Origin of the sequence: Methylophilus sp. QUAN, assembly GCF_015354445.1 — a bacterium.
Lineage (GTDB): Bacteria > Pseudomonadota > Gammaproteobacteria > Burkholderiales > Methylophilaceae > Methylophilus.
Genome location: NZ_JADKYT010000001.1, coordinates 279,691 through 299,637 on the forward strand (window position 1 = coordinate 279,691; position 19,947 = coordinate 299,637).

General features: G+C 51.8%; 17 protein-coding genes and 3 tRNA genes. 16 read left to right on the forward strand and 4 right to left on the reverse strand.

The window, feature by feature from the left end; genetic code table 11:
* Positions 1-3 precede the first annotated feature (3 nt).
* Complete coding sequence (locus INP79_RS01265; protein WP_194752621.1) at positions 4-645, reverse strand: hypothetical protein; 642 nt, start codon at positions 643-645, stop codon at positions 4-6.
* Positions 646-673: 28 nt separating this feature from the next.
* Positions 674-3,100: a penicillin-binding protein 1A gene (locus INP79_RS01270; protein WP_194752622.1), complete on the reverse strand. Its 2,427-nt coding sequence runs from the start codon at positions 3,098-3,100 to the stop codon at positions 674-676.
* Between the two features lie 209 nt (positions 3,101-3,309).
* On the opposite strand from INP79_RS01270, the gene INP79_RS01275 reads away from it, so the two are divergent.
* From INP79_RS01275 to INP79_RS01310, 8 genes are all read left to right on the forward strand, one after another.
* On the forward strand, positions 3,310-4,383 hold the full coding sequence (locus INP79_RS01275; RefSeq protein ID WP_194752623.1) for a pilus assembly protein PilM: 1,074 nt from the start codon (positions 3,310-3,312) through the stop codon (positions 4,381-4,383).
* Positions 4,380-4,973, forward strand: a complete 594-nt coding sequence (locus tag INP79_RS01280) for a PilN domain-containing protein (protein ID WP_194752624.1) — start codon at positions 4,380-4,382, stop codon at positions 4,971-4,973. The genes INP79_RS01275 and INP79_RS01280 overlap by 4 nt, the downstream gene beginning before the upstream one ends.
* A 7-nt stretch (positions 4,974-4,980) precedes the next feature.
* A complete protein-coding gene (locus tag INP79_RS01285) occupies positions 4,981-5,625 on the forward strand; it encodes a type 4a pilus biogenesis protein PilO (RefSeq protein ID WP_194752625.1) in 645 nt (214 codons plus the stop codon).
* Positions 5,625-6,152: a pilus assembly protein PilP gene (locus tag INP79_RS01290; RefSeq protein ID WP_228519667.1), complete on the forward strand. Its 528-nt coding sequence runs from the start codon at positions 5,625-5,627 to the stop codon at positions 6,150-6,152. Before INP79_RS01285 ends, INP79_RS01290 begins: the two co-directional genes overlap by 1 nt.
* A complete protein-coding gene (gene pilQ / locus INP79_RS01295; RefSeq protein WP_194752627.1) occupies positions 6,149-8,416 on the forward strand; it encodes a type IV pilus secretin family protein in 2,268 nt (755 codons plus the stop codon). The genes INP79_RS01290 and pilQ overlap by 4 nt, the downstream gene beginning before the upstream one ends.
* 82 nt (positions 8,417-8,498) lie before the next feature.
* Positions 8,499-9,041, forward strand: a complete 543-nt coding sequence (locus INP79_RS01300) for a shikimate kinase (RefSeq protein WP_194752628.1) — start codon at positions 8,499-8,501, stop codon at positions 9,039-9,041.
* Positions 9,029-10,108, forward strand: coding sequence for a 3-dehydroquinate synthase (gene aroB, locus INP79_RS01305; protein WP_194752629.1), 1,080 nt, complete (start codon positions 9,029-9,031; stop codon positions 10,106-10,108). The genes INP79_RS01300 and aroB overlap by 13 nt, the downstream gene beginning before the upstream one ends.
* A gap of 15 nt (positions 10,109-10,123) precedes the next feature.
* Positions 10,124-11,248: a deoxyguanosinetriphosphate triphosphohydrolase gene (locus INP79_RS01310; protein ID WP_194752630.1), complete on the forward strand. Its 1,125-nt coding sequence runs from the start codon at positions 10,124-10,126 to the stop codon at positions 11,246-11,248.
* Between the two features lie 66 nt (positions 11,249-11,314).
* Here the strand turns inward: INP79_RS01310 and dksA are convergent, their stop codons facing one another.
* Both dksA and folD read right to left on the reverse strand, forming a co-directional pair.
* Positions 11,315-11,737 (reverse strand): RNA polymerase-binding protein DksA, encoded by a 423-nt coding sequence (gene dksA / locus INP79_RS01315; protein ID WP_019880976.1) that lies wholly within the window; start codon positions 11,735-11,737, stop codon positions 11,315-11,317.
* A 144-nt stretch (positions 11,738-11,881) separates the two neighbouring features.
* A complete protein-coding gene (gene folD, locus INP79_RS01320) occupies positions 11,882-12,739 on the reverse strand; it encodes a bifunctional methylenetetrahydrofolate dehydrogenase/methenyltetrahydrofolate cyclohydrolase FolD (protein WP_194752631.1) in 858 nt (285 codons plus the stop codon).
* An 83-nt stretch (positions 12,740-12,822) separates the two neighbouring features.
* Between folD and INP79_RS01325 the strand changes: the two genes are divergently transcribed.
* The 8 genes from INP79_RS01325 to INP79_RS01360 all read left to right on the forward strand — a co-directional run bounded on the left by INP79_RS01325 (position 12,823) and on the right by INP79_RS01360 (position 19,947).
* Positions 12,823-12,899 (forward strand) — tRNA-Pro (locus INP79_RS01325).
* A gap of 40 nt (positions 12,900-12,939) precedes the next feature.
* Positions 12,940-13,016 (forward strand) — tRNA-Arg (locus INP79_RS01330).
* A gap of 15 nt (positions 13,017-13,031) precedes the next feature.
* Positions 13,032-13,107: transfer RNA gene (locus tag INP79_RS01335), tRNA-His, on the forward strand.
* A gap of 113 nt (positions 13,108-13,220) precedes the next feature.
* Positions 13,221-14,228 carry a GGDEF domain-containing protein gene (locus tag INP79_RS01340; RefSeq protein ID WP_228519668.1) on the forward strand — a complete coding sequence of 336 codons (1,008 nt, stop codon included), beginning with the start codon at positions 13,221-13,223 and terminating at the stop codon, positions 14,226-14,228.
* 169 nt (positions 14,229-14,397) lie between these two features.
* Positions 14,398-16,311, forward strand: coding sequence for a type II secretion system protein GspD (locus INP79_RS01345; RefSeq protein ID WP_228519669.1), 1,914 nt, complete (start codon positions 14,398-14,400; stop codon positions 16,309-16,311).
* Positions 16,308-17,024, forward strand: a complete 717-nt coding sequence (locus INP79_RS01350; protein WP_228519670.1) for a hypothetical protein — start codon at positions 16,308-16,310, stop codon at positions 17,022-17,024. The genes INP79_RS01345 and INP79_RS01350 overlap by 4 nt, the downstream gene beginning before the upstream one ends.
* Before the next feature lie 2 nt (positions 17,025-17,026).
* On the forward strand, positions 17,027-18,751 hold the full coding sequence (locus tag INP79_RS01355) for a GspE/PulE family protein (protein ID WP_194752632.1): 1,725 nt from the start codon (positions 17,027-17,029) through the stop codon (positions 18,749-18,751).
* The gene (locus INP79_RS01360; protein WP_194752633.1) at positions 18,748-19,947 is read left to right on the forward strand and encodes a type II secretion system F family protein; all 1,200 of its coding nucleotides are present in this window, start codon (positions 18,748-18,750) and stop codon (positions 19,945-19,947) included. Before INP79_RS01355 ends, INP79_RS01360 begins: the two co-directional genes overlap by 4 nt.

A 19,947-nucleotide genomic window follows, 5' to 3' on the forward strand; every position in this document is an offset into this window, starting at 1 on the left:
AGCTTATTCACTGGCGGTTTTACCTGGGGATAGAGCTTCGGTCAGTTGCAGCAGGTTCATGCGATGTATGCCAGCCTTTTCGCCATTTTTACGCGGTGAGGTGCGGATATCATCGGTTTCAAACACACTGATGCGTTGCGTACCAAAACGCGTCTCCACCAGTAACACCGGCACCCGTTTGCGTACCAGGTCATGCTTTTGCTTGCCAGGGCGGTCAGACATGCGGAATTGCTGTTCATCCAGCCGGTAAGGCACGTTCTGGTTGAGCAGGTAAATCTCCAGTTCTTTACCACTTTCAGCAAATACATGAATGTCGGTGTCTGCGTAAGGGCCAGCCGTGCCCTCCATCACCGAACCAATCAGGTGTGGGTTAAACTTTTTGAGTAACTGCATGGTGTGCAAGGCGGCTTGCCTTAACTCCAGCAGGTGCGCTGCATCATTTTCATCAGCGTATAAGGCGTGATACTCGCGCAACGCTGAGTCAATTTCGGCATTGGTCGGCAGCGGGGCATCCTGTTGTATGCCCATGAGCTTGACCGCCTTACGCTTGGCGCGGCCATAGTCACTGATGCCTTCCTCAAACATCAGGCGTGCGGCGGACTGTGCTATTTCTTGCCTTAGATCACTTGAAAAGTCGTCAAACATCGCATCAGGCTTTAAGTTGAATTCGTTTCTAATTAGGGCTGAGTAACTTTGCTGCCGGGTTTACCTGCAGCTTTTTGTCCTCATTGTTGCCACCGCTATGATCGCCAATCAGACGCTCCAGAAAAGATGGTTCGTTGTCCTCTGGCGCATGCTCTGCCTCTGGGTCAAATAAGCCTGGCAGGTTTTCCGGTTGTGATTGCGGCAAATGTTCTTCGTAAAAGTATTCATAAATGCCAGGGTCATCTTCACCGACTTGCGTGCCAGTGTAAGCATCCACTTTCAGTTGCAATACGCCATCAGGCACTTTGTACTGGTAGATCGGCAAGCCGGTCAGGGTTTGCTGCATATAGTTGATCCAGATTGGTAATGCGGCACGGCCGCCAGTCTCACCACGCCCCAGGTTGTGCGGATTGTCATAACCGACCCAGGCCACGGCGACCTCTTTCGGATGGTAACCCGCAAACCAGGCATCAAACTGGTCATTGGTGGTGCCAGTTTTACCGGCAATGTCAGGGCGACGCAATGACAGCGCGGCCCTGGCAGTGCCGTCACGGACCACGTCTTGCAACATGGTGGTGATGATAAAGGCGTTACGCTGGTCGATCACACGTTGTTGCGACACATGTTTGCCAGCCTGTACTGCTTGAATGACTTTGCCGCGGCTGTCGATAATCTTTTCAATCAGGTAAGGATGCACCTGGTAACCGCTGTTGGCAAAAGTGGCATAGGCAGCCGCCATTTGCCAGACCGAGGAAGAGCCCGCGCCTAAGGCGGTCGACAGGTAAGCCGGATGATCTTTGGGGTCAAAGCCGAATCTGCGCAGGTAGTCTTGGGCATAGCGGGCACCAATGGCATTCATCAGGCGGATGGAAATGGTGTTTTTTGACTGTGCCAGGGCTTCGCGCAAGCGCATCGGGCCTGCGTATTTCTCATCGTAGTTACGCGGCTCCCAGCTGCTATTGCTACCGGTTTCGGTAGAGGTGAAGCTGATAGGCGCATCTTCAAATACGCTGGCCGGACTATAGCCTTTTTCGAGTGCCGCCGAGTAGATAAATGGCTTGAAGCTGGAGCCAGGCTGGCGGCGGCCTTGCGTCACATGGTTGTATTTGTTGCGCTGGAAGCTGAAACCGCCAATGAGGGCCTGTACCTGCCCGGTTTCAGGGTTGAGTGCCATAAATCCGCTTTCCACCTCGGGTAATTGCACCACTGACCAGCTGTCATTTTGCTGATAAACACGGATCACCGCGCCAGGCACCAGCGACAATGGCGTGCGTTTGGCGGGTGGCATATGGTTTTTCACCAGCAAAATGGCTTTGTCCTGCAATTTGAGCACTGTGCCACGGTTAGTGACCAAAGTGAGCAGGTTGGGCTCAACCTTGGTGACCAAGGCGGGCACAAACTGGTTATAAGTGACAAAATCCCGCAATAGTTCGCTGGCACCGCTGGCGGTCAGTTTGCCGGTTGGCAGGGAAATGACCTGCTCTGCACCACGGAATCCATGGCGCAATTCAAAATTGATAATGCCCTGGATCACGGCGGTGTTCGCCGCTGCCTGGTGCTTGTTATTGATGGTGGTGTAAACACGCAGGCCGCTGGTATAGGCCTTCTCGCCATAACGTTTATAAAGGGTCGCCCGCACAATCTCAGCCACGTATTCCCCTCCCAGGGCTTGCACTTGTCGTCTCGACGACTGGAACTTGAGTGGCGTATTCATCGCCTGCTCGAATTCACGGTCGCTGATCATGCCGTAGCGGTGCATATCGCGTAGCACTTCATGCTGGCGCTTGATCGCGTAGTCGGGGTGAATATACGGGTCGTACTTGCTCGGTGCTTTCGGCAAGCCTGCCAGCAGGGCGGCCTCCGCCAGGTTGAGTTGCTTCAGGTCTTTGTCGTAATAGGTTTTGGACGCCGTGGCAAAGCCATACGCGCGCTCACCAAGGTAGATCTGGTTCAGGTAAAGCTCAAGAATTTTGTCTTTGCTGATGGCGTTTTCAATCTTGATTGCCAGCATGGCCTCTTTGATCTTGGTCCAGATATTACGCGGTGTATCCGGGCTGCTGAAGAAGTTCTTTGCCACCTGCATGGTGATGGTGCTGGCGCCTTCATGGCCGCGGCCGGTCAGGTTGTTGCGGATGGCGCGCAAGATACCGGTGGTATCAATACCGTTGTGCTGGTAAAAACGACGGTCTTCAATGGCCAAGATCGCGTCTTTCATGACCTTGGGAGTTTGCTCAATCGGCACAAAGGCGCGGCGTTCCTGGCCAAACTCGGCAATCAGGCCACCTTCGGCATCGTAAATGCGCAACGGTAATTTCGGATGGTAATCCGTGAGGGCATCCAGTGAAGGCAGTGACGGATAGAGGATGCTGATCATCAGCACCAGCAGGGCGGCGACGATCAAGCTGCCGGTAATGGAAAGAAAAAGAAGGGACTGCAACCAGTTTCTTGAGTTCATGCGTCTTGCTGCCATCGTGAGAATTACCCATGAATTGTAATCTTTTTTTGCCAATTCAATGGCAGTTAATTATGGAATCATGTAAATAATCAGCATTCTTCTGGCTACCATGAAGGCCGGGAATTTGCTTGTCGCCATGAAATGGTGTGAGTTGGCATGGTTGATGCATAAGCCAACGAGCATCCAAATATTAAAAAAGGGCAATACAGTTGAGTCTGGGCTTTTTACAACGCAAAAAAACCAGTTTTATTGGTGTAGATGTCAGCGCAACCGCCATCAAAATGGTGGAACTGAGCGCCGTGGGCAAACAACAATTCCGACTGGATGGCTACGCCAATGTGACCCTGCCTAAAGGGGTCATCAGTGATGGCAATATTAACGATTTAGCGCTGGTGGCTGACACCATGCGCTCAGCTTGGCGTTTACTCGGGTCGCGCGCGCGACAGGTGGTGCTGGCATTGCCAACTGCTGCGGTGATTTCCAAACGTGTGATCATGCCAGCTGGCATGCGTGACGAAGACCTGGAGTTGCAGGTGGAGTCAGAAGCCAATCAGTATATTCCTTTCCCGCTTGAAGAAATGAACCTCGATTTTCAGGTGCTGGGTCCTATGGGCAAAAGCACAGATGAAGTTGAAGTGTTGATTGTGGCGGCCAAGAAAGAAAAAATTGATGACCGGGTTGCCGTGGCAGAGGAAGCTGGTCTGAAGGTGAGCATTATGGACGTGGATGCTTATGCCACCGAAACTGCCTATCGTCAGATTCTCAAACAGTTGCCGCAACACAGCAAAAAGACCGTCACCATGATTCTGGATATCGGTGCGCATGTGACACATGTCAATGTCATGGTCGGTACACAGTCGATTTATGCACGGGAACAGGCCTTTGGTGGCGCCATGCTGTCGCAAGAGATACAGCGCCGCTTTGGCCTGTCGCCTGAAGAGAGTGAAATCGCCAAGCGTCAGGGCGGTTTGCCTGAGTCTTATGAGGCGGAGGTATTGCAACCTTTCCTGCAAAACCTGGCGGGTGAGGCGGCGCGTGCCGTCTCCTTTTTCACCAACTCTACCCAATATAACAAGGTCGACCATGTGTTGCTGGCCGGTGGCGTTTCAGCGACCGAAGGCCTGGCGCCATTGATAGAGCAGAAAACCGGTGTGCATACGCTGGTGGCCAATGCTTTCAAGGGGATGGCGCTGGCAAACAAGATCAAGTCTTCACAGCTTGAAACAGATGCGCCAGCACTGATGATTGCCTGTGGCCTCGCCCTGCGGGGAGTGGACGCATGATTAAAGTGAACCTGTTACCTCACCGTCAGATCAAGCGTGCTGAGCGCCAACGCGAGTTTGGGCTTATGGCGTCGCTGGTGGCCATTGCCGCTGCGGCCATCCTGTTTGTGAGTTGGAGCTATATTCATAGCAAAATTGATGCGCAGCAGACACGTAACCAGCGCTTGCAAGATGAGATGGCGCGCCTGGACAAGGAAATTGCCATTATCAGTAATCTGAAAGAGCAGATTAAACATGTGTTGGAGCGCAAGCAAATTGTCGAGGGCTTGCAGAGTGACCGTAACCAAGCAGTGTCGATTCTGGATGAGTTGGCCAGGCAGTTGCCAGAAGGTGTTTTTCTCAAAAGCGTCAAACAACTGGAGGATGAGATTGAACTCAAGGGGGTGGCTGACACCAATGCCAGGATTGCCACGCTGGTACATAATCTGGGGAGCTCGCCAATTATGCACAACCCTAACCTGGTTGAAATCAAGGCCAACACCAATGCACTCTCTGTTAAAGAGTATGAGTTTGTGTTGCGGGTGTATTTAAAACGCGAAACTGCCAAAGAGGACCCCGCTAAACATAAGCCTGTCGGGGCCAAAGGATAAGCGAGAAATGCAACTTTCAGATTTTAATAATATTGACTTAAAAACGGCCGGTAATTTACCGCTGCCGATGAAAGCCGTGTTGCTGGCCATTTTGGCTGGTGCATTGCTGGTATTGGGCTATGTGTTTTTGCTCAGCCCTAACCTGAAGGCATTGAAAGCCGAACAAGAAAAAGAGCAGGGCCTGCGTGACGAATACCTGGCTAAAAAAGTACAGGCAGTCAAAATTAAAGCCTATGAGCAACAGGTCGTTGATATCCAGCGCACCTTTGGCACCCTGCTCAAGCAGTTGCCGGACAAGTCTGAAATGGATGGCTTGCTGACCGATATTAACCAGGCTGGCTTGAGCCAAGGCTTATCGTTTGAAGGCTTTGTGCCGATGCCAGAAATTTTTGCCGATTTTTATGCCGAGAAGCCCATCAATATCAAGGTGTTGGGGCATTACCACGAGCTGGGGGCTTTTGTGACAGAGGTGGCCAAGCTGTCACGTATCGTGACACTACACAATTTGCAGATACAGCCTGCCGGTAAAGAGGATAAGCAGCCACACAAGGATATGCTGGTGATGGAGGCTGTGGCGAAAACTTACCGTTACCTGGATGCAGAAGAGGTTGCTGCACGTAAGGCCCAGGAGAGTAAGGCAGGGAAGAAATGATGCGTAACCAGTACTTAATTGCCCTGATCCCAACGCTATTGCTGTCTGCATGCGGGTCATCACAAGATGACGATTTGACCCGCTTTATGGAAGAGGCAAGCCAGACCATGGGGGCACCGGTAGAGCCGTTGCCACAAGTGCAAGGGTTTGCCCCCAAGCAGTATAACGCGGATAGCACGCTGCATGACCCGTTTGTGCCCCGCAAAGCGGCAGTGCAGAACACTAACCAGCCTGACCTGACGCGGCGCAAGGAGCCCTTGGAGGCTTATCCGCTAGAGAACCTCAAGTTTGTCGGCGTATTAAGCAAAAAGAACAGCATGTTTGCCACTATCCAGACCCCGGATAACCTGGTGTATCAGGTCAAACCTGGCTCGCACCTGGGGGAGAAGTTTGGCGTCATTACGGCACTGACAGAAAACCGTCAGACCTTGAAGTATGAATTAAAAATCAAAGAGACGATTCAAGACCCTGGGAGCGGTGAGTGGTCTGAGCAAATGACAACATTGGAACTGCAGGAACATCAATGATGAAAAATTTAAGCTATTTTATGGCCAGGGTGGCATTCTTGTCTGTGGCGCTGGCGCTACAGGGTGTTGGCATGGCGGCAGAGGTGTCCACGGCCAGTAACCAGTTGCAGGCGGTGGATGTCACAGCACAGCCAGGAGGGCGCCTGGATGTGCAACTGCAAATGTCGCAGCCATTGGCGGCGGCACCGGTCAGTTTCATCTTGAGTAATCCGCCCAGAATCGTGTTTGATATTCCCAATACCATCAACGCTACCGGTAAAAATGTGTTGCCGGTGAATCAGGGGGTATTGAAGTCAGTACAGGTTGCACAGGCGAGTGATCGCAGCCGTGTTGTATTAAATTTATCCAAGCCGGTCCAGCATCAATTACAGTTGCAGGAGCAAACCTTGCTGGTAGGCCTGACCCAAGAAGGCGCTGAGGTGCCTGTTGCGGCTGTGGCCGCCAAGCGCTTTTCTGAGCGGGAAGTGTCCGCTGGACACAAAATCCAGAAAATTGATTTTGTGCGCGGTAAAAATGGCGAAGGTCGCATTTTGGTAGACCTGTCTGATAGCCGTGTGGGGGTTAATGTACGCAATGCAGGCAAAACAGTGGTGATTGATTTTGCCGATACTGAGTTACCAGAAGCCTTGCAGCGTCGCCTGAATGTGATTAACTTTAATACGCCTGTATTATATGTGGATGCTTTGCGGCATCACAATCAGGCACAAATCGTGATTGAGCCGCAAGGTGATTGGGAGCAGTCTGCATACCAGACTGATAAGCGCCTGGTGGTCGATATCCGCCCATTGGCAAAGGACCCTAACAAACTCATTCAGGGCTCCAAGCAAGGCTATGCTGGTGAAAAATTGTCTCTGAACTTCCAGCGTGTAGATGTCAGGGATGTATTGAAAGTGATCGCTGACTTCACCGGTAAGAACATCGTCGTCAGTGATTCAGTGTCTGGTAGCGTAACCATCGGCCTGAAAGATGTGCCATGGGACCAGGCGCTGGATGTGATCATGAAAAGCAAGGGCTTGGACATGCGCGTCAACGGTAGTGTGATTTCGATCGCGCCAGCAGAGGAGTTTGCCGCCAAAGAGAAAGCGCAGCTCACTGCTGAGGCGGAGCGCGAGACGCTGGAAACCTTGCGTACAGAGGTGTTTTCATTGAAATACCAGAAGGCAGTGGACTTCAGGAATATGCTGCTTGGCGGCGGCACCAGTGGTGCAGGTGGCTCGACGTCTGGCACGTCTACCGGTTCGTTAGGTGGCGCATCGGCTGGCCGTATGAACCGCATTCTGTCGCAACGTGGTAGCGTGACATTTGATGCGCGCACCAATACGATTTTTGTGCAGGATACGCCAAGAAAACTGGAGGAAATCCAGACTATCATCAACAAAGTGGATGTGCCTGTGAAGCAGGTCATGATCGAGTCACGTATGGTGATTGCTTCCAATACCTTCTCTAAAGCATTGGGTGCGCGATTTGGTATTTCGCAAACTGGCACGCCAGGAAGTAATAGTGCTTTGTCGATCGGTGGGTCGCTGGGCAATAAAACCACTGCAGTGAGTTCGACAGGCGGTTATACCATGGGTAACCAGGGGGGGACTGTACAGGCAGTCACGGGCCTAGACAAGATCACTGGTACAGGCCAAGTTGATCCAAATGCTTATTTGGTAAGTTCAAATGGTCAGCCTGATTTGATGTCCAACCTGCCAGTGACCAACGCTTATGGCGGCATTGCGCTGAGTTTGCTTAAGTTGTCGGCCAATTTATTGCTGAACCTTGAGTTATCCGCTTTGGAAGCAGATTCACGTGGTAAGGTGATTTCCAGTCCGCGCGTGACCACGGCCAACCAGCAGAAAGCGCGTATTGCGCAGGGGGTGGAGATTCCTTACCAAAGTGCCACCAGCAGTGGTGCAACTGCGGTCAGCTTTAAAAAAGCTGAGCTTAGTTTGGAGGTGACCCCGCAAATCACGCCAGACCAGAAAATTATTATGGATCTTGATGTACGCAAAGACAGTCGTGGTGAAACCTTGCCCGGTGGTGTGGCGATTAATACGCAAAACGTACAAACGCAGGTCCTCGTTGGCAACGGCGAGACAGTGGTACTGGGCGGGATTTACGAACAGGTTTCCCGCAAATCTACCGACAAAGTGCCTTTCTTTGGCGACTTGCCTGTGGTCGGTTATGCGTTTAAACGCAACACCAAGCAAGAAGATAAAACCGAGTTGCTGATTTTTATCACCCCTAAAGTGATGGATGAAACGCTGGCTTTGAACTAATTAGCGCACGCAAACGTGCGCGATTACTGACAGCCGACAGGCTTTGCCTTAAAATGCCCAACTGAAACAGTTGGGCTTTTTTATGGGTGCGCAAATACCAAACAACATATTTTTGATCGGTTTGATGGGGGCAGGCAAGACCACGGTTGGCAAATTGATTGCCAAAAGTCTGGGCAAGACCTTCTACGACACGGATCATGTGATTGAGCAGCGCACCGGCGTCAAGATACCGACTATTTTTGAGCTGGAAGGGGAAGCCGGCTTCCGTAAGCGCGAAACCTCGACCCTGGAAGAGTTTGCGCAGCAGGATAACATTGTCCTTGCCACTGGCGGAGGGGCGATTATCGCGCCGGAAAACCGTGACATTCTCAGACGTTATGGCTATGTGATTTACCTGCGGGCCAATGTCAATGAGTTGTATCTGCGCACGCGCAACGATAAAAACCGTCCTTTACTGCAAAATGTGGATGTGAAAGCCAAGCTGGAGCAATTGTTTCACGCACGCAATCCACTTTATACCGAAACTGCACACCTGATTGTTGATACCGGACATCAACCGGTGTCGGTGATTATCCAAAAAATTGAAAACGCCCTCAATGCGTTGGAGCCATCATGCAAACCTTAACTGTCAGCCTGGCTGACCGTAGCTATCCTATTCATATCGGCAGTGGCCTGCTGGGGCAGGCAGAGCTTATTTTGCCCTACCTCAAACGCAAGCAAGTGGCCATTGTCAGTAACACCACGGTAGCGCCATTATATATGCAAGCGATTGCGCAGCCCTTGCGCGATGCCGGTGTCAGCGTGATTGAAATTATTCTGCCGGATGGTGAGGCGCATAAAAATAACCAGACCTTGCAAATCATCTATGATCATTTGCTGCAAAATCGCTGTGAGCGGAATACCACTCTAATCGCCTTGGGCGGTGGTGTGATTGGAGATTTGACCGGCTATGCCGCGGCCACTTATTTGCGAGGCGTGCCGTTTATCCAGGTGCCGACGACCTTGTTGTCACAAGTGGATTCCAGCGTCGGTGGCAAAACCGGCATCAATCATCCACTGGGCAAAAACATGATAGGTGCGTTCTATCAGCCCAAACTGGTGTTGGCTGATATTGATACCTTGAAAACATTGCCACAACGCGAGTTGTCAGCCGGGATCGCCGAAGTGATCAAGTATGGTCTGATTCGCGATGCGGATTTTTTTGACTGGCTGGAAATCAATATGTCCGCCCTCATGAATTTGGACACTGCTGTTGCCAGTTATGCGATCTATCGCTCGTGCCAGAATAAAGCTGAGGTGGTGGTGGCTGATGAGCATGAGCAGGGTGAGCGAGCGTTGCTCAACCTGGGCCATACTTTCGGTCATGCCATTGAGAATGCCATGGGTTACGGGGTTTGGTTGCATGGTGAAGCTGTGGCGACAGGCACGGTGATGGCGGCAGATTTGTCGCAGCGTATGGGCTGGCTCAATGCGGCGCAAATTGCTCGCATTAAAACCATTATGCAGGCAGCAAAGTTGCCCATAGACGCGCCAGACCTGGGGGCGGACGAGTATCTGCGCCTGATGCAGCTGGACAAAAAAGTGTCCGATGGCCGCATCCGGCTGATCTTGCAGCAGGATATTGGCAAGGCGGTGATGACGGCAGATTATGACGCTGATAAATTAAAACAGACGCTGTCACTCGCAGTGTAGTCACAGAGACTCGACATGACCTTAGCCCGCTTTGCCGCCCATCCTGAACAGACGCGAGGCCGCAAGGTCGGTGAGCAAGAGTCACCATTGCGTAATGTGTTTCAGCGCGACCGCGACCGTATTATCCACTCCACGGCTTTCCGCCGCCTGGAGTATAAAACACAGGTGTTCGTCAATCATGAAGGCGACCTGTTCCGCACCCGGCTCACTCATAGTATCGAGGTAGCACAACTCACCCGGGGGATTGCGCGTACACTGGGGCTGCATGAGGACCTGGCCGAAGCGATTGCGCTGGCGCACGACCTCGGTCACACGCCATTTGGTCACGCCGGGCAAGATGCACTCAATCATTGCATGCGCGACTACGGTGGCTTTGAACATAACCTGCAGTCCTTGCGCGTCGTAGATGTGCTGGAAAACCGCTATGCCAGTTTTGATGGCCTGAACCTCACTTTTGAAGTGCGTGAAGGCATCCTCAAGCATTGCTCACGCAAAAATGCACAGTTGCTAGGGGATGTCGGCGAGCGTTTTTTACGAGGCGAATCACCCAGCCTGGAGGCGCAAGTCACCAATTTTGCCGATGAAATTGCTTATAATAATCATGACGTAGACGACGGTCTTCGCTCAGGCTTGATTACAATTCAACAGTTGTCCGGTATCCAGCTATTTGCCGAAAACATGGCCGAAGTGAAAAAGCTGTATGGTGACATAGAAGAAAAACGGCTGGTGCATGAAACCATACGCCGCATGATTAATGTGCTGGTGGTCGACTTATGCCAGCACAGTCAGCAGGCCATTGCCGCTTTGAATCCAGACAGTATTGAAGATGTACGCAAGGCGCCTGACTACCTAGTTGGGTTTAGCCAGGCGCTGGATGAAAAAAATCTGGAGCTCAAGCAGTTTTTGCGCAAGCATCTTTACCAGCACTACCGAGTCAATCGCATGAGCGCCAAGGCGCGCCGCATTATTGAAGAACTGTTTACGGCGTTTATGGATAATCCAGCCTTGATGCCGGATGAATATCAATTAGCTGCCAAGCAGAATCAGGCGCGTGCCGTCGCTGACTATGTGGCTGGCATGACTGACCGCTACGCAATTCGGGAGCACCGCCGCTTGTTTGCAGTGGAAGAAAGCTGGTAGCACGGCATTAATAAAAAAAGGCTGCAATACATTGCAGCCTTTTTTATGATGGATTGCTTATTGGCGTTATTTTGCGACTTGTTTTTCGCGCATTTCGTCCAGTGTTTTGCAATCAATACACAAGGTGGCCGTCGGGCGGGCTTCCAGGCGTTTGAGGCCAATTTCAATGCCACAACCTTCGCAGTAACCATAGTCGCCACTGTCGATATTGCGCAGGGTCTCGTCAATTTTCTTGATCAGTTTGCGTTCGCGGTCGCGGTTACGCAATTCCAGCGCCATGTCAGACTCCTGGCTGGCGCGGTCATTCGGGTCAGCAAAGCTGGTCACTTCGTCCTGCATGGTATGCACGGTACGGTCAATATCGTGACTCAGTTCGGATTTCCAGTCATTCAGGATTTTGCGGAAGTGATCCTGCTGCTTTTTGTTCATGTATTCCTCACCGGCGGCTGGCTGGTAAGGGGTGAAGGATTTGTTAACGGTATCTGCCATGATGGTTCCAAACAACGAAACTACTGAATAGTTATTGCCAAAAAAGGCGTGGTTTACTGCATTACGTCAATCAACAATCGCGCGAGTGTACACCAGTTTAACCACCATGCAAAGTTTCTTTTATGGGCGTTAAACTGGCAGCGGCTAGACTTGCTCGCGCAGTTCCAGCGCTTTTAATGTGTTTTCCATCAATGTGGCAACGGTCATCGGGCCAACGCCGCCTGGCACCGGGGTGATATGGCTGGCACGCTGGCTGGCAACAGCAAAATCCACGTCGCCGGTAATCTTGCCATCTGGCAAGCGGTTAATACCAATATCGACCACAATCGCGCCAGGTTTAATCCACTCCCCTTTGATCAGGCCGGCTTTGCCCGCTGCGGCCACAATTAAATCTGCGCGGCCAATATGCGCAGCCAGGTCTTTGGTGTGGCGGTGGCAACTGGTCACGGTGCAACCGGCCAATAGCAACTCGAGGCCCATGGGGCGGCCGACATGATTGGATACGCCCACCACTACGGCATCCAGGCCCTTGAGCACGATGCCACTGGCTTGCAGCATCTTGATCACACCATAAGGTGTGCAGGAGCGCAGTAAAGGCTGGCGTACCGCCAGGCGGCCAATGTTATAAGGGTGAAAACCATCGACATCTTTGGCTGGATCAATCAGGGCCAGGATTTCTGTTTCATCTATATGGTGTGGCAAGGGCGATTGCACCAGAATGCCATCCGTTTCATTGTCCGTATTCAACTGCCTGATCAGCGCAAACAATTCTTCTTGTGACGTGCTGGCAGGTAAGTTGTGTGCGACTGAAACGATGCCTGTTTTTTCGCAAGCCAGGCGTTTGTTGCGCACATAAATAGCAGAAGCAGGATCGTCACCTACTAAAATCACCGCGAGGCAGGGCGCACGTTTTCCGGCCTGCACACGTTGGGCGATGTTGGCTTTAATATCCTCTAGCAGTTGACCGGCAATTTGTTTGCCATCAATAATATGAGCGCTCATGAACAAAATATTTGTCGTAAAAAATAGAATTTTATCACATCGACATTGACACAAATTCAGAAAATCGGTTATATTTCCGTCTTCGGCGTGTAGCGTAGTCTGGTAGCGCGCCTGCTTTGGGAGCAGGATGTCGGGAGTTCGAATCTCTCCACGCCGACCAGTTTTCTCTGGATTGCCTGATCGGCATGTAACTACTTTATCTGCTCGTAGCTCAACTGGATAGAGCACCAGCCTTCTAAGCTGGGGGTTACAGGTTCGATTCCTGTCGGGCAGGCCAAAATCTTTCCCAGTGGTGGCTATAGCTCAGTTGGTAGAGCCCCGGATTGTGATTCCGGTTGTCGTGGGTTCGAGCCCCATTAGCCACCCCATTCTTATTTTCTCCTGTCTTAAATTCAAAAATAGTCACTAAAATTGGCTCTGTTTACCAATAGGTCAACGCCATGCTTTTGATAAAGTGTTCGAAAAAACAATTGTCGCGAACATGAATACACCTTTGAATTTGAAAAAATTTATGCAAAGCCTGATTGACCTGACCAAGGTCAGGGAAAGCCTTGCACTCGATCCGGCGCTGCTATCATTAATGCAGCACTGGATGTCCGTGTTTGCGGCCCAGGCACAGCCGGTCAGGATGCAGGTGTTGTCCAAGCGGCAGCTTGTCTCGGTGATGGATACTCAGGAGTCCAGTACTGACCCAACCTTTGAAGCCTGGCCGCCAGAAGTGTATACCATGCTATTGGGTTATTTGAATCAAGAGCATCGTCAGCATGCCTGTTTTGATACCGTCAGCGGTAAGCTGCATGTGTTCCCGCTCAAACAAAGTATCTCTCATAAAAATGCCATCCTGCTGATCCAGCACGAATCGCTCTCGGCTGAAGAGATTGACCTGGTAGAACAATGCTTGCAGATGTTCCAGCATTACGCCGGGTTGATTATTGAAAACGAACGCGATGCCTTAACCGGCCTGCTCAATCGCAAAACATTTGATCAATGCGTTGGCAAAATTCTGCTTAATGACTATAAGCCGGAATACAGATTCCCTTTGCACCACTACCTGGTAATCTTCGATATTGATTTCTTCAAGAGAATTAACGATACCTACGGCCACTTGATTGGTGACGAGGTGCTGCTGCTGTTATCGCGTCTGATGCAAGAGGCTTTTCGGGATGGTGACTTGCTGTTCCGTTTTGGCGGGGAGGAGTTTGTCGGCGTATTCTCTTGTGCCGAAGAGCATGACATCGTCGCATTGCTCGACCGGTTTAAAGAGGCGCTGGCAGCATATACATTCCCACAGGTAGGGAAAGTCACAATCAGTATCGGCTGCTCAAAAATGGCGCTGAATGTGTTGCCGAATACGGTGCTTGAGCACGCAGATGAAGCTTTGTATTACGCCAAAGAGCACGGTAGAGATCAAATTTGCTACTATGAAACGCTGATTGCGCAAGGCCTGCTCACAGACAGTGTGATTACCGGCGAAATCGAATTGTTCTAATTTCTCACTGCCATACTTTTAGTATGGCCACTAAAATAGTGTCTGTTGACTGACAATTGATCGACACTTTCGCCAGAAGCCTGCGTTTTCTCTCATGATGATTTGACATTGCATATTGATTTTAATTAATATGTGTTAAAAAATGTCAATATCGTAACGGGGGACGTGGATGCGCTTCGCTATCATCCTGCTTTGTGTTTGGCTTGCTGCATGCGTACGGCAGCCGCTGGATGCGTCTACTCACGCTGCATTACATTTGCCAGATATCAGCGTGTCAGAAACGCCACCTGTAGCAACTTACCCTGAAGTCGATATCTCTGAAATTGAATCCGCCCGCATTATTAAGCCACCATTAAAGTCGGCCACCCCCACCTTACTCATTAACCTGGTCGTGCATGATGCGCCCGTTCAGGAGGTATTGCTGGCGATTGCGCGTGAAAGCGGGTTGAATCTTGATGTGCATCCAGGCTTGCGAGGCAAGGTGAGTTTGAATGCGATCCAGCAGTCAGTGCCGTCCATTCTGGCACGTATATCTAAGCAGTTGGATATGTACTACGAGTGGTCGAATGGCGTGTGGTTAATTACGCCAGACATGCCTGTCATCCGTAGTTATAAATTGAATTACGTCAATATGAGTCGGGACACTACTGGCTATATCGGGGTCGCCAGTGAAATCAATAGCGCTGGCAGAGCTGCGACAGGTGCTGCAGGTAATGGTGGCGCGCAAGCCGTAGTGGCGCAGCAGGGCGGTAATAGTAATAGCTCAAGAACGGCTGTCACTTCACAATCGCGTTATCACTTGTGGGAAAGCATCGTTGAAAATATACAGACGTTGTTAGAGGAGACGGATAAGGCCAGTATCGCCCGTGACGAGGTATTGGAGAGCGCGGCATCAGGCCTGGACTTACCAGCACAAGCTAATGCCGCAGTCGAAAGCATGCAGGCCATCCGACAACCACGTGAAGCGTCAGATCAAGTATCGGGCAGTGCGCCTATTGCCTCTGAAAAAATCAAACAGGCGCATGTACGTTGGCATGCTTCGCGACTGATTGCCAATCCTGAAACCGGCATTTTGACGATCCGGGCATCGCAAAGCCAGCAGGCACAAGTCAGGTCGTATCTGGAGTCGGTGATGCAGGTCGCCGCCAGGCAAGTACTGATTGAAGCCACGATTGTAGAAGTTGAGCTGGGTAAAAGTTTTCAGATGGGCATAGACTGGAGCCGGTTGTCAGCCTCTGCGCAGCAGCGTGGATGGCAGTTGGCGCAATCGCTGGGCAGTGATGCGGCACAGTTCAATCGCGCTGCAGGTACCTGGGAAAGTAATAACAGTAAGAATGCACTAGGCCAGAATAATGGCAGCGTGGCATTCATGCTCGGTTACTTTAATCCGCTTAGTCGCCTGGGTAATTTAAGCGCCAGCGTGACCTTGCTTGAGCAATTTGGCAAAACACGCGTGTTATCCAGCCCTAAATTAATGGTGCTCAATAATCAGACCGCGATTCTCAAGGTCGTCGATAACTTGGTGTATTTCACGATTCAGTCGCAAATTTCCCAAAGTAGCAGCAATAGCGGCAGCAACTTACAGGCAGTCACCACGACTGCCAATACAGTCCCGGTAGGGCTGGTGATGGCCGTTACCGCACAAATTAACAGCCATCAGCGGGTGAATCTGAATGTACGCCCTACGGTGTCCAAGGTGTTGCGTTATATCGAAGACCCCAATCCGCAATTGGGCAGCGGCAGTACGCGGATCGTCAGCAGTATTCCTGAAATACAGGTGCGTGAAATGGAGTCTGTGCTGAATATTGCCAGTGGCAATATCGCTGTCTTGGGCGGCCTGATGCAGGAGGATCAACGCGAATTCACCGACCGCGTGCCTGGCGTATCCAGGTTGCCAGTGCTCGGGCAAGTGTTTACCGGCAAAAATCAGGCAGCGAGAAAGACGGAGTTGATTGTGTTTCTCAGGCCGACGGTCATCGGGCGAGCCGATGTGCGGTCTGGGGATTTGCAATCGTTTCAGCCATTATTGCCTGATGAGTTACCTGCCGATGCATTTGAAACCAATGTGGGGGAGCCATCATGAATCAAGCCTTTCATCGTTACATGAGGTCGCTGGTTTCGTGGCGGGTGCCAAGACGCGCAGCCCTGGACGCTTACCGCAACGCATTGATACACACTGGCCTTAAACGCATTGAGGTGGGATTAAGTTACTTGTCATGGGCTTGTGTGGTGTTGATGAGTGGCCTGGTCTGGCCAGCGGGCTATCACTTCTGGTTTGGTGGTGACGATGGCCTGGCCGGAAAAAGACCTGCTGGCTTGAGTCAGTCTGTCAGCGGGTTTAACCCACCCCAAGTCCCCGTGTTGGCAAAGGTCGCTCTATCCAATCAATTGCCCAGCCTGTTTAGATTTAAACCCGTGGGCGCACATTCTCCTGTGGCCGCCAGCCTTCCAGCACTTGAGGCTCAGATGGTGCATCCAACAGCAAAGCCTGTCGCACAACCACTGCATCTGGCGTTGCATATTCAAACGCTGCCGCAATTACACGCCAGCCTAAAACCAGCACTCAATATAGCGGTACAACAACTGCTTTCAGGCCAATTGGCGCAGGCGAGTGACTCGTTTGAGCGGGTGTTGCAGCAAGATCCGCATCAAGTGATTGCCCTGGCGGGCATGCTCGTTGTCACCAGTCAGCGCGGTGAGATTCAGCAGCGTGAAGACTACTTAAGCAGAATCCGTAGTGAGATTCCGGATTATGCGCCCGATGACGACCTGTTTTTAATGCAGTTGGAGGAGTGAGCATGTTGGCCGCCGCAGACAAAACCCGTCTTGGAGAGTGGATGTTGGCAAAAGGCATGATTACCGCAGATCAACTGGAGATCGCTTTAATTGAGCAACAAAAACACCAGCTTCTGTTAGGGCAGCAGTTAGTCAGACTGCATTTTGTCACAGACGCCATGATCCGGGATGTGTTGGCGCAGCATCACGCGCAGGAAAGCATTGACTTACAGCAGGTGATTGTGGATCCCGAAGCGCTGGCGCTAGTGCCGGAAGCTTTTGCCCGCCAGCATAAATTGTTACCGCTGGATTTATCCGCAGACAAGCAGGTCATGCGTGTGGCCCTGTCTGGCCACAATCATATGCTGGTGTTAGATGCGCTGCGGCATATGTTGGGCGGCAGCATACAGCTTAAATCGGTATTGGCAACCGAAGCACATTTGGAGCAGGCGCTGGATAAGTGTTATGGGCATAGCTTGTTGCTGGACAGTCTCTTGCGTGAAATTGAGCAGGAAGGTAACGCGCCAGCCTCGCTCGCCGCGCAGCAGGCATCCCGGCCAGTGATCAGGCTGGTCAATGCCGTGTTGATTGATGCAGTCAAACAAGGCGCGTCGGATATCCATTTTGAGCCTGAACATGCTTTTCTGAGGATACGTTACCGAATCGATGGTGTGTTGTGGCAGATTCGCTGCTTGCATGACCGCTATTGGCCTGCCATGTGTGTACGGTTAAAAATATTGGCGGGGATGGATATTGCCGAGCAGCGCACGCCACAGGATGGCCGGGTCAATATGTTTTTATGTGGGCGGCAAATTGATTTCAGGGTGTCCAGCCACCCGACATTGCATGGTGAAAATCTTGTATTGCGGGTATTGGACCGCGACAAGGCAATTATCCCGCTGGCGTCCATGGGGTTACGCGCGCCACAATTGCTGCGTGTCAAAAATATGCTGGAAAAGCCGGAAGGCTTGCTGATTTTAACGGGCCCGACGGGCAGCGGGAAAACGACCACTTTGTACTCCATGCTGGGGTACCTTAATCATGAGCACGTCAATATCATGACGCTGGAAGACCCGGTCGAGTATCCCCATTCGCTCATGCGGCAGACCTCGGTCAATGCGGCAAACAAAGTCGATTTCATTAATGGTATCCGGGCCATTTTACGGCAGGATCCTGACATCATCCTGATCGGCGAAGTCCGCGATGAGTCTACCGCGGCTATGGCCGTGAGGGCGGCAATGACTGGCCATTTGGTGATGACTACCTTGCATACTAATAGTGCAACCGCTGCTTTTTCGCGGCTGCAAGATCTGGGGGTCAGCCCGCATATGATGGCGGGTTGTCTGGTGGGGGTGATTGCGCAACGCTTGCTAAGACGTTTATGCCGTCACTGCAAGCGCCAAATGGTGGCTGATCGTGCGCTGGAGCAGTTGTTACGCCACACTTGCGCGCCAGCACAGACCTGGTCAAGGCCAGTGTTTGAGGCAGAAGGGTGCGTGCATTGCCGTATGAGTGGATATCACGGCAGGTTGGTCATTATGGAGGTGCTGACCATGCACGCCGAGATGCATGCCATGCTGGCGCAACCCATGGCCATGTCGCAAATACAGCAACAGGCGCGGCTGCATGGCTATACAACGCTGGCTGAAGAGGGGCTGCAACTGGTCAACGCGGGAGAGACCAGTGTGCAGGAACTGCGCCGGGTTGTCGATTTAAGTGCGCTTGAGACTGGGGTGGCTAGTCCATGACCAGTTATCGCTATATTGCCATCGACCAATATGGCCAACGGCACCGTGGGGTGCTGGAGATGCCCAATGAGCAGATGCTCACGGCGAGTTTGCAGCAACAGGGCCTGGAGTTGCTGACTTTCAGGATGGGCCAGCCATGGTTTTGGCGGCAACCCAGGGTCAATACGCAGACGCTGATTTTATTTTGTGTGCAAATGGAGCAATTACTGCAAGCAGGAGTGCCGTTGTTGCAGGCGCTTGCCGATCTTGATGAGCAAAACGAACATCAAGGCATGAAGGCGGCATTGCGCAACGTACAACGTGATCTTGAAGCTGGCAAGTTATTGTCGCAAGCGTTGCAAGCGCAACCCAAAATCTTTCCGCCTTTGCTGGGTCAGCTGATTGATGCGGGTGAGCGTACTGGCCAGTTACCCGAGATTTTCGGGCATTTGACACGTACATTATCGTGGCAGGCCGAGCTGCGGTCACAGGTCCGTCGTGGGCTGACTTACCCGGCGGTGTTGTGTGTCATGGTGGCAATTGCTGCCTATGTCATGTTGACTTTTCTGGTGCCGCAAATGGCCAGTTTTTTACAAAGCCTGGGCCAGGCACTGCCTTGGTCTACCCGTTTATTGCTGGCACTGTCTGACGGAGTGATGGCTTATGGTGGATGGTTGTTGCTAGGCATCATCGCCATGGTGACTGTATTCACGCTGGCGATACGCCGTTCACCGGTCTTTGCCTTTTTTCTGGACCAACAGCTGTTGCGGTTACCGGTGGTTGGGCGGTTGGTGCATCAACTGGTGTTGGCCAGGCTTTGTCGCTTTCTTGGCTTGATGTATCAGACGGGAATCCCTTTATTACAAGCCTTGGCCTGGTGCCAGCCCTTGTTGCAACAGCGCGTCATGGAGCAGGCGCTGGCTGAGGTCTATCAGCGCGTTCAGGCCGGGGAAAGCCTGACTGCAGGGTTTGCCGCCACCCAGCAGTTCCCGCCCCTGATGTTGCGTATGTTGAGTGTCGGTGAAACAACGGGTGCGCTAGATCGCATGTTATTCCAGCTGGCAATGGTTTATGACCGGGAGGTGCAGTCACAACTGCAGATGTTATTGCGGTTGCTTGAGCCTGCACTCACCATCGCACTGGGCATGATGTTGTTGTTTTTAATGGCCGCAGTGATGTTGCCGGTGTATGACAGCTTTTCAAGCCTGCGCTATTAA

Excerpts from the sequence above, each read along its gene's own strand:
- INP79_RS01360 (WP_194752633.1), top strand. The coding sequence starts at position 18,748 with ATGACCAGTTATCGCTATATTGCCATCGACCAATATGGCCAACGGCAC.
- INP79_RS01300 (WP_194752628.1), top strand. The coding sequence starts at position 8,499 with ATGGGTGCGCAAATACCAAACAACATATTTTTGATCGGTTTGATGGGG.
- folD (WP_194752631.1), bottom strand. The coding sequence starts at position 12,739 with ATGAGCGCTCATATTATTGATGGCAAACAAATTGCCGGTCAACTGCTA.
- INP79_RS01345 (WP_228519669.1), top strand. The coding sequence starts at position 14,398 with ATGCGCTTCGCTATCATCCTGCTTTGTGTTTGGCTTGCTGCATGCGTA.
- INP79_RS01340 (WP_228519668.1), top strand. The coding sequence starts at position 13,221 with ATGAATACACCTTTGAATTTGAAAAAATTTATGCAAAGCCTGATTGAC.
- INP79_RS01355 (WP_194752632.1), top strand. The coding sequence starts at position 17,027 with ATGTTGGCCGCCGCAGACAAAACCCGTCTTGGAGAGTGGATGTTGGCA.
- INP79_RS01270 (WP_194752622.1), bottom strand. The coding sequence starts at position 3,100 with ATGAACTCAAGAAACTGGTTGCAGTCCCTTCTTTTTCTTTCCATTACC.
- INP79_RS01280 (WP_194752624.1), top strand. The coding sequence starts at position 4,380 with ATGATTAAAGTGAACCTGTTACCTCACCGTCAGATCAAGCGTGCTGAG.
- INP79_RS01310 (WP_194752630.1), top strand. The coding sequence starts at position 10,124 with ATGACCTTAGCCCGCTTTGCCGCCCATCCTGAACAGACGCGAGGCCGC.
- INP79_RS01350 (WP_228519670.1), top strand. The coding sequence starts at position 16,308 with ATGAATCAAGCCTTTCATCGTTACATGAGGTCGCTGGTTTCGTGGCGG.
- pilQ (WP_194752627.1), top strand. The coding sequence starts at position 6,149 with ATGATGAAAAATTTAAGCTATTTTATGGCCAGGGTGGCATTCTTGTCT.
- INP79_RS01265 (WP_194752621.1), bottom strand. The coding sequence starts at position 645 with ATGTTTGACGACTTTTCAAGTGATCTAAGGCAAGAAATAGCACAGTCC.
- INP79_RS01290 (WP_228519667.1), top strand. The coding sequence starts at position 5,625 with ATGCGTAACCAGTACTTAATTGCCCTGATCCCAACGCTATTGCTGTCT.
- INP79_RS01285 (WP_194752625.1), top strand. The coding sequence starts at position 4,981 with ATGCAACTTTCAGATTTTAATAATATTGACTTAAAAACGGCCGGTAAT.
- aroB (WP_194752629.1), top strand. The coding sequence starts at position 9,029 with ATGCAAACCTTAACTGTCAGCCTGGCTGACCGTAGCTATCCTATTCAT.
- dksA (WP_019880976.1), bottom strand. The coding sequence starts at position 11,737 with ATGGCAGATACCGTTAACAAATCCTTCACCCCTTACCAGCCAGCCGCC.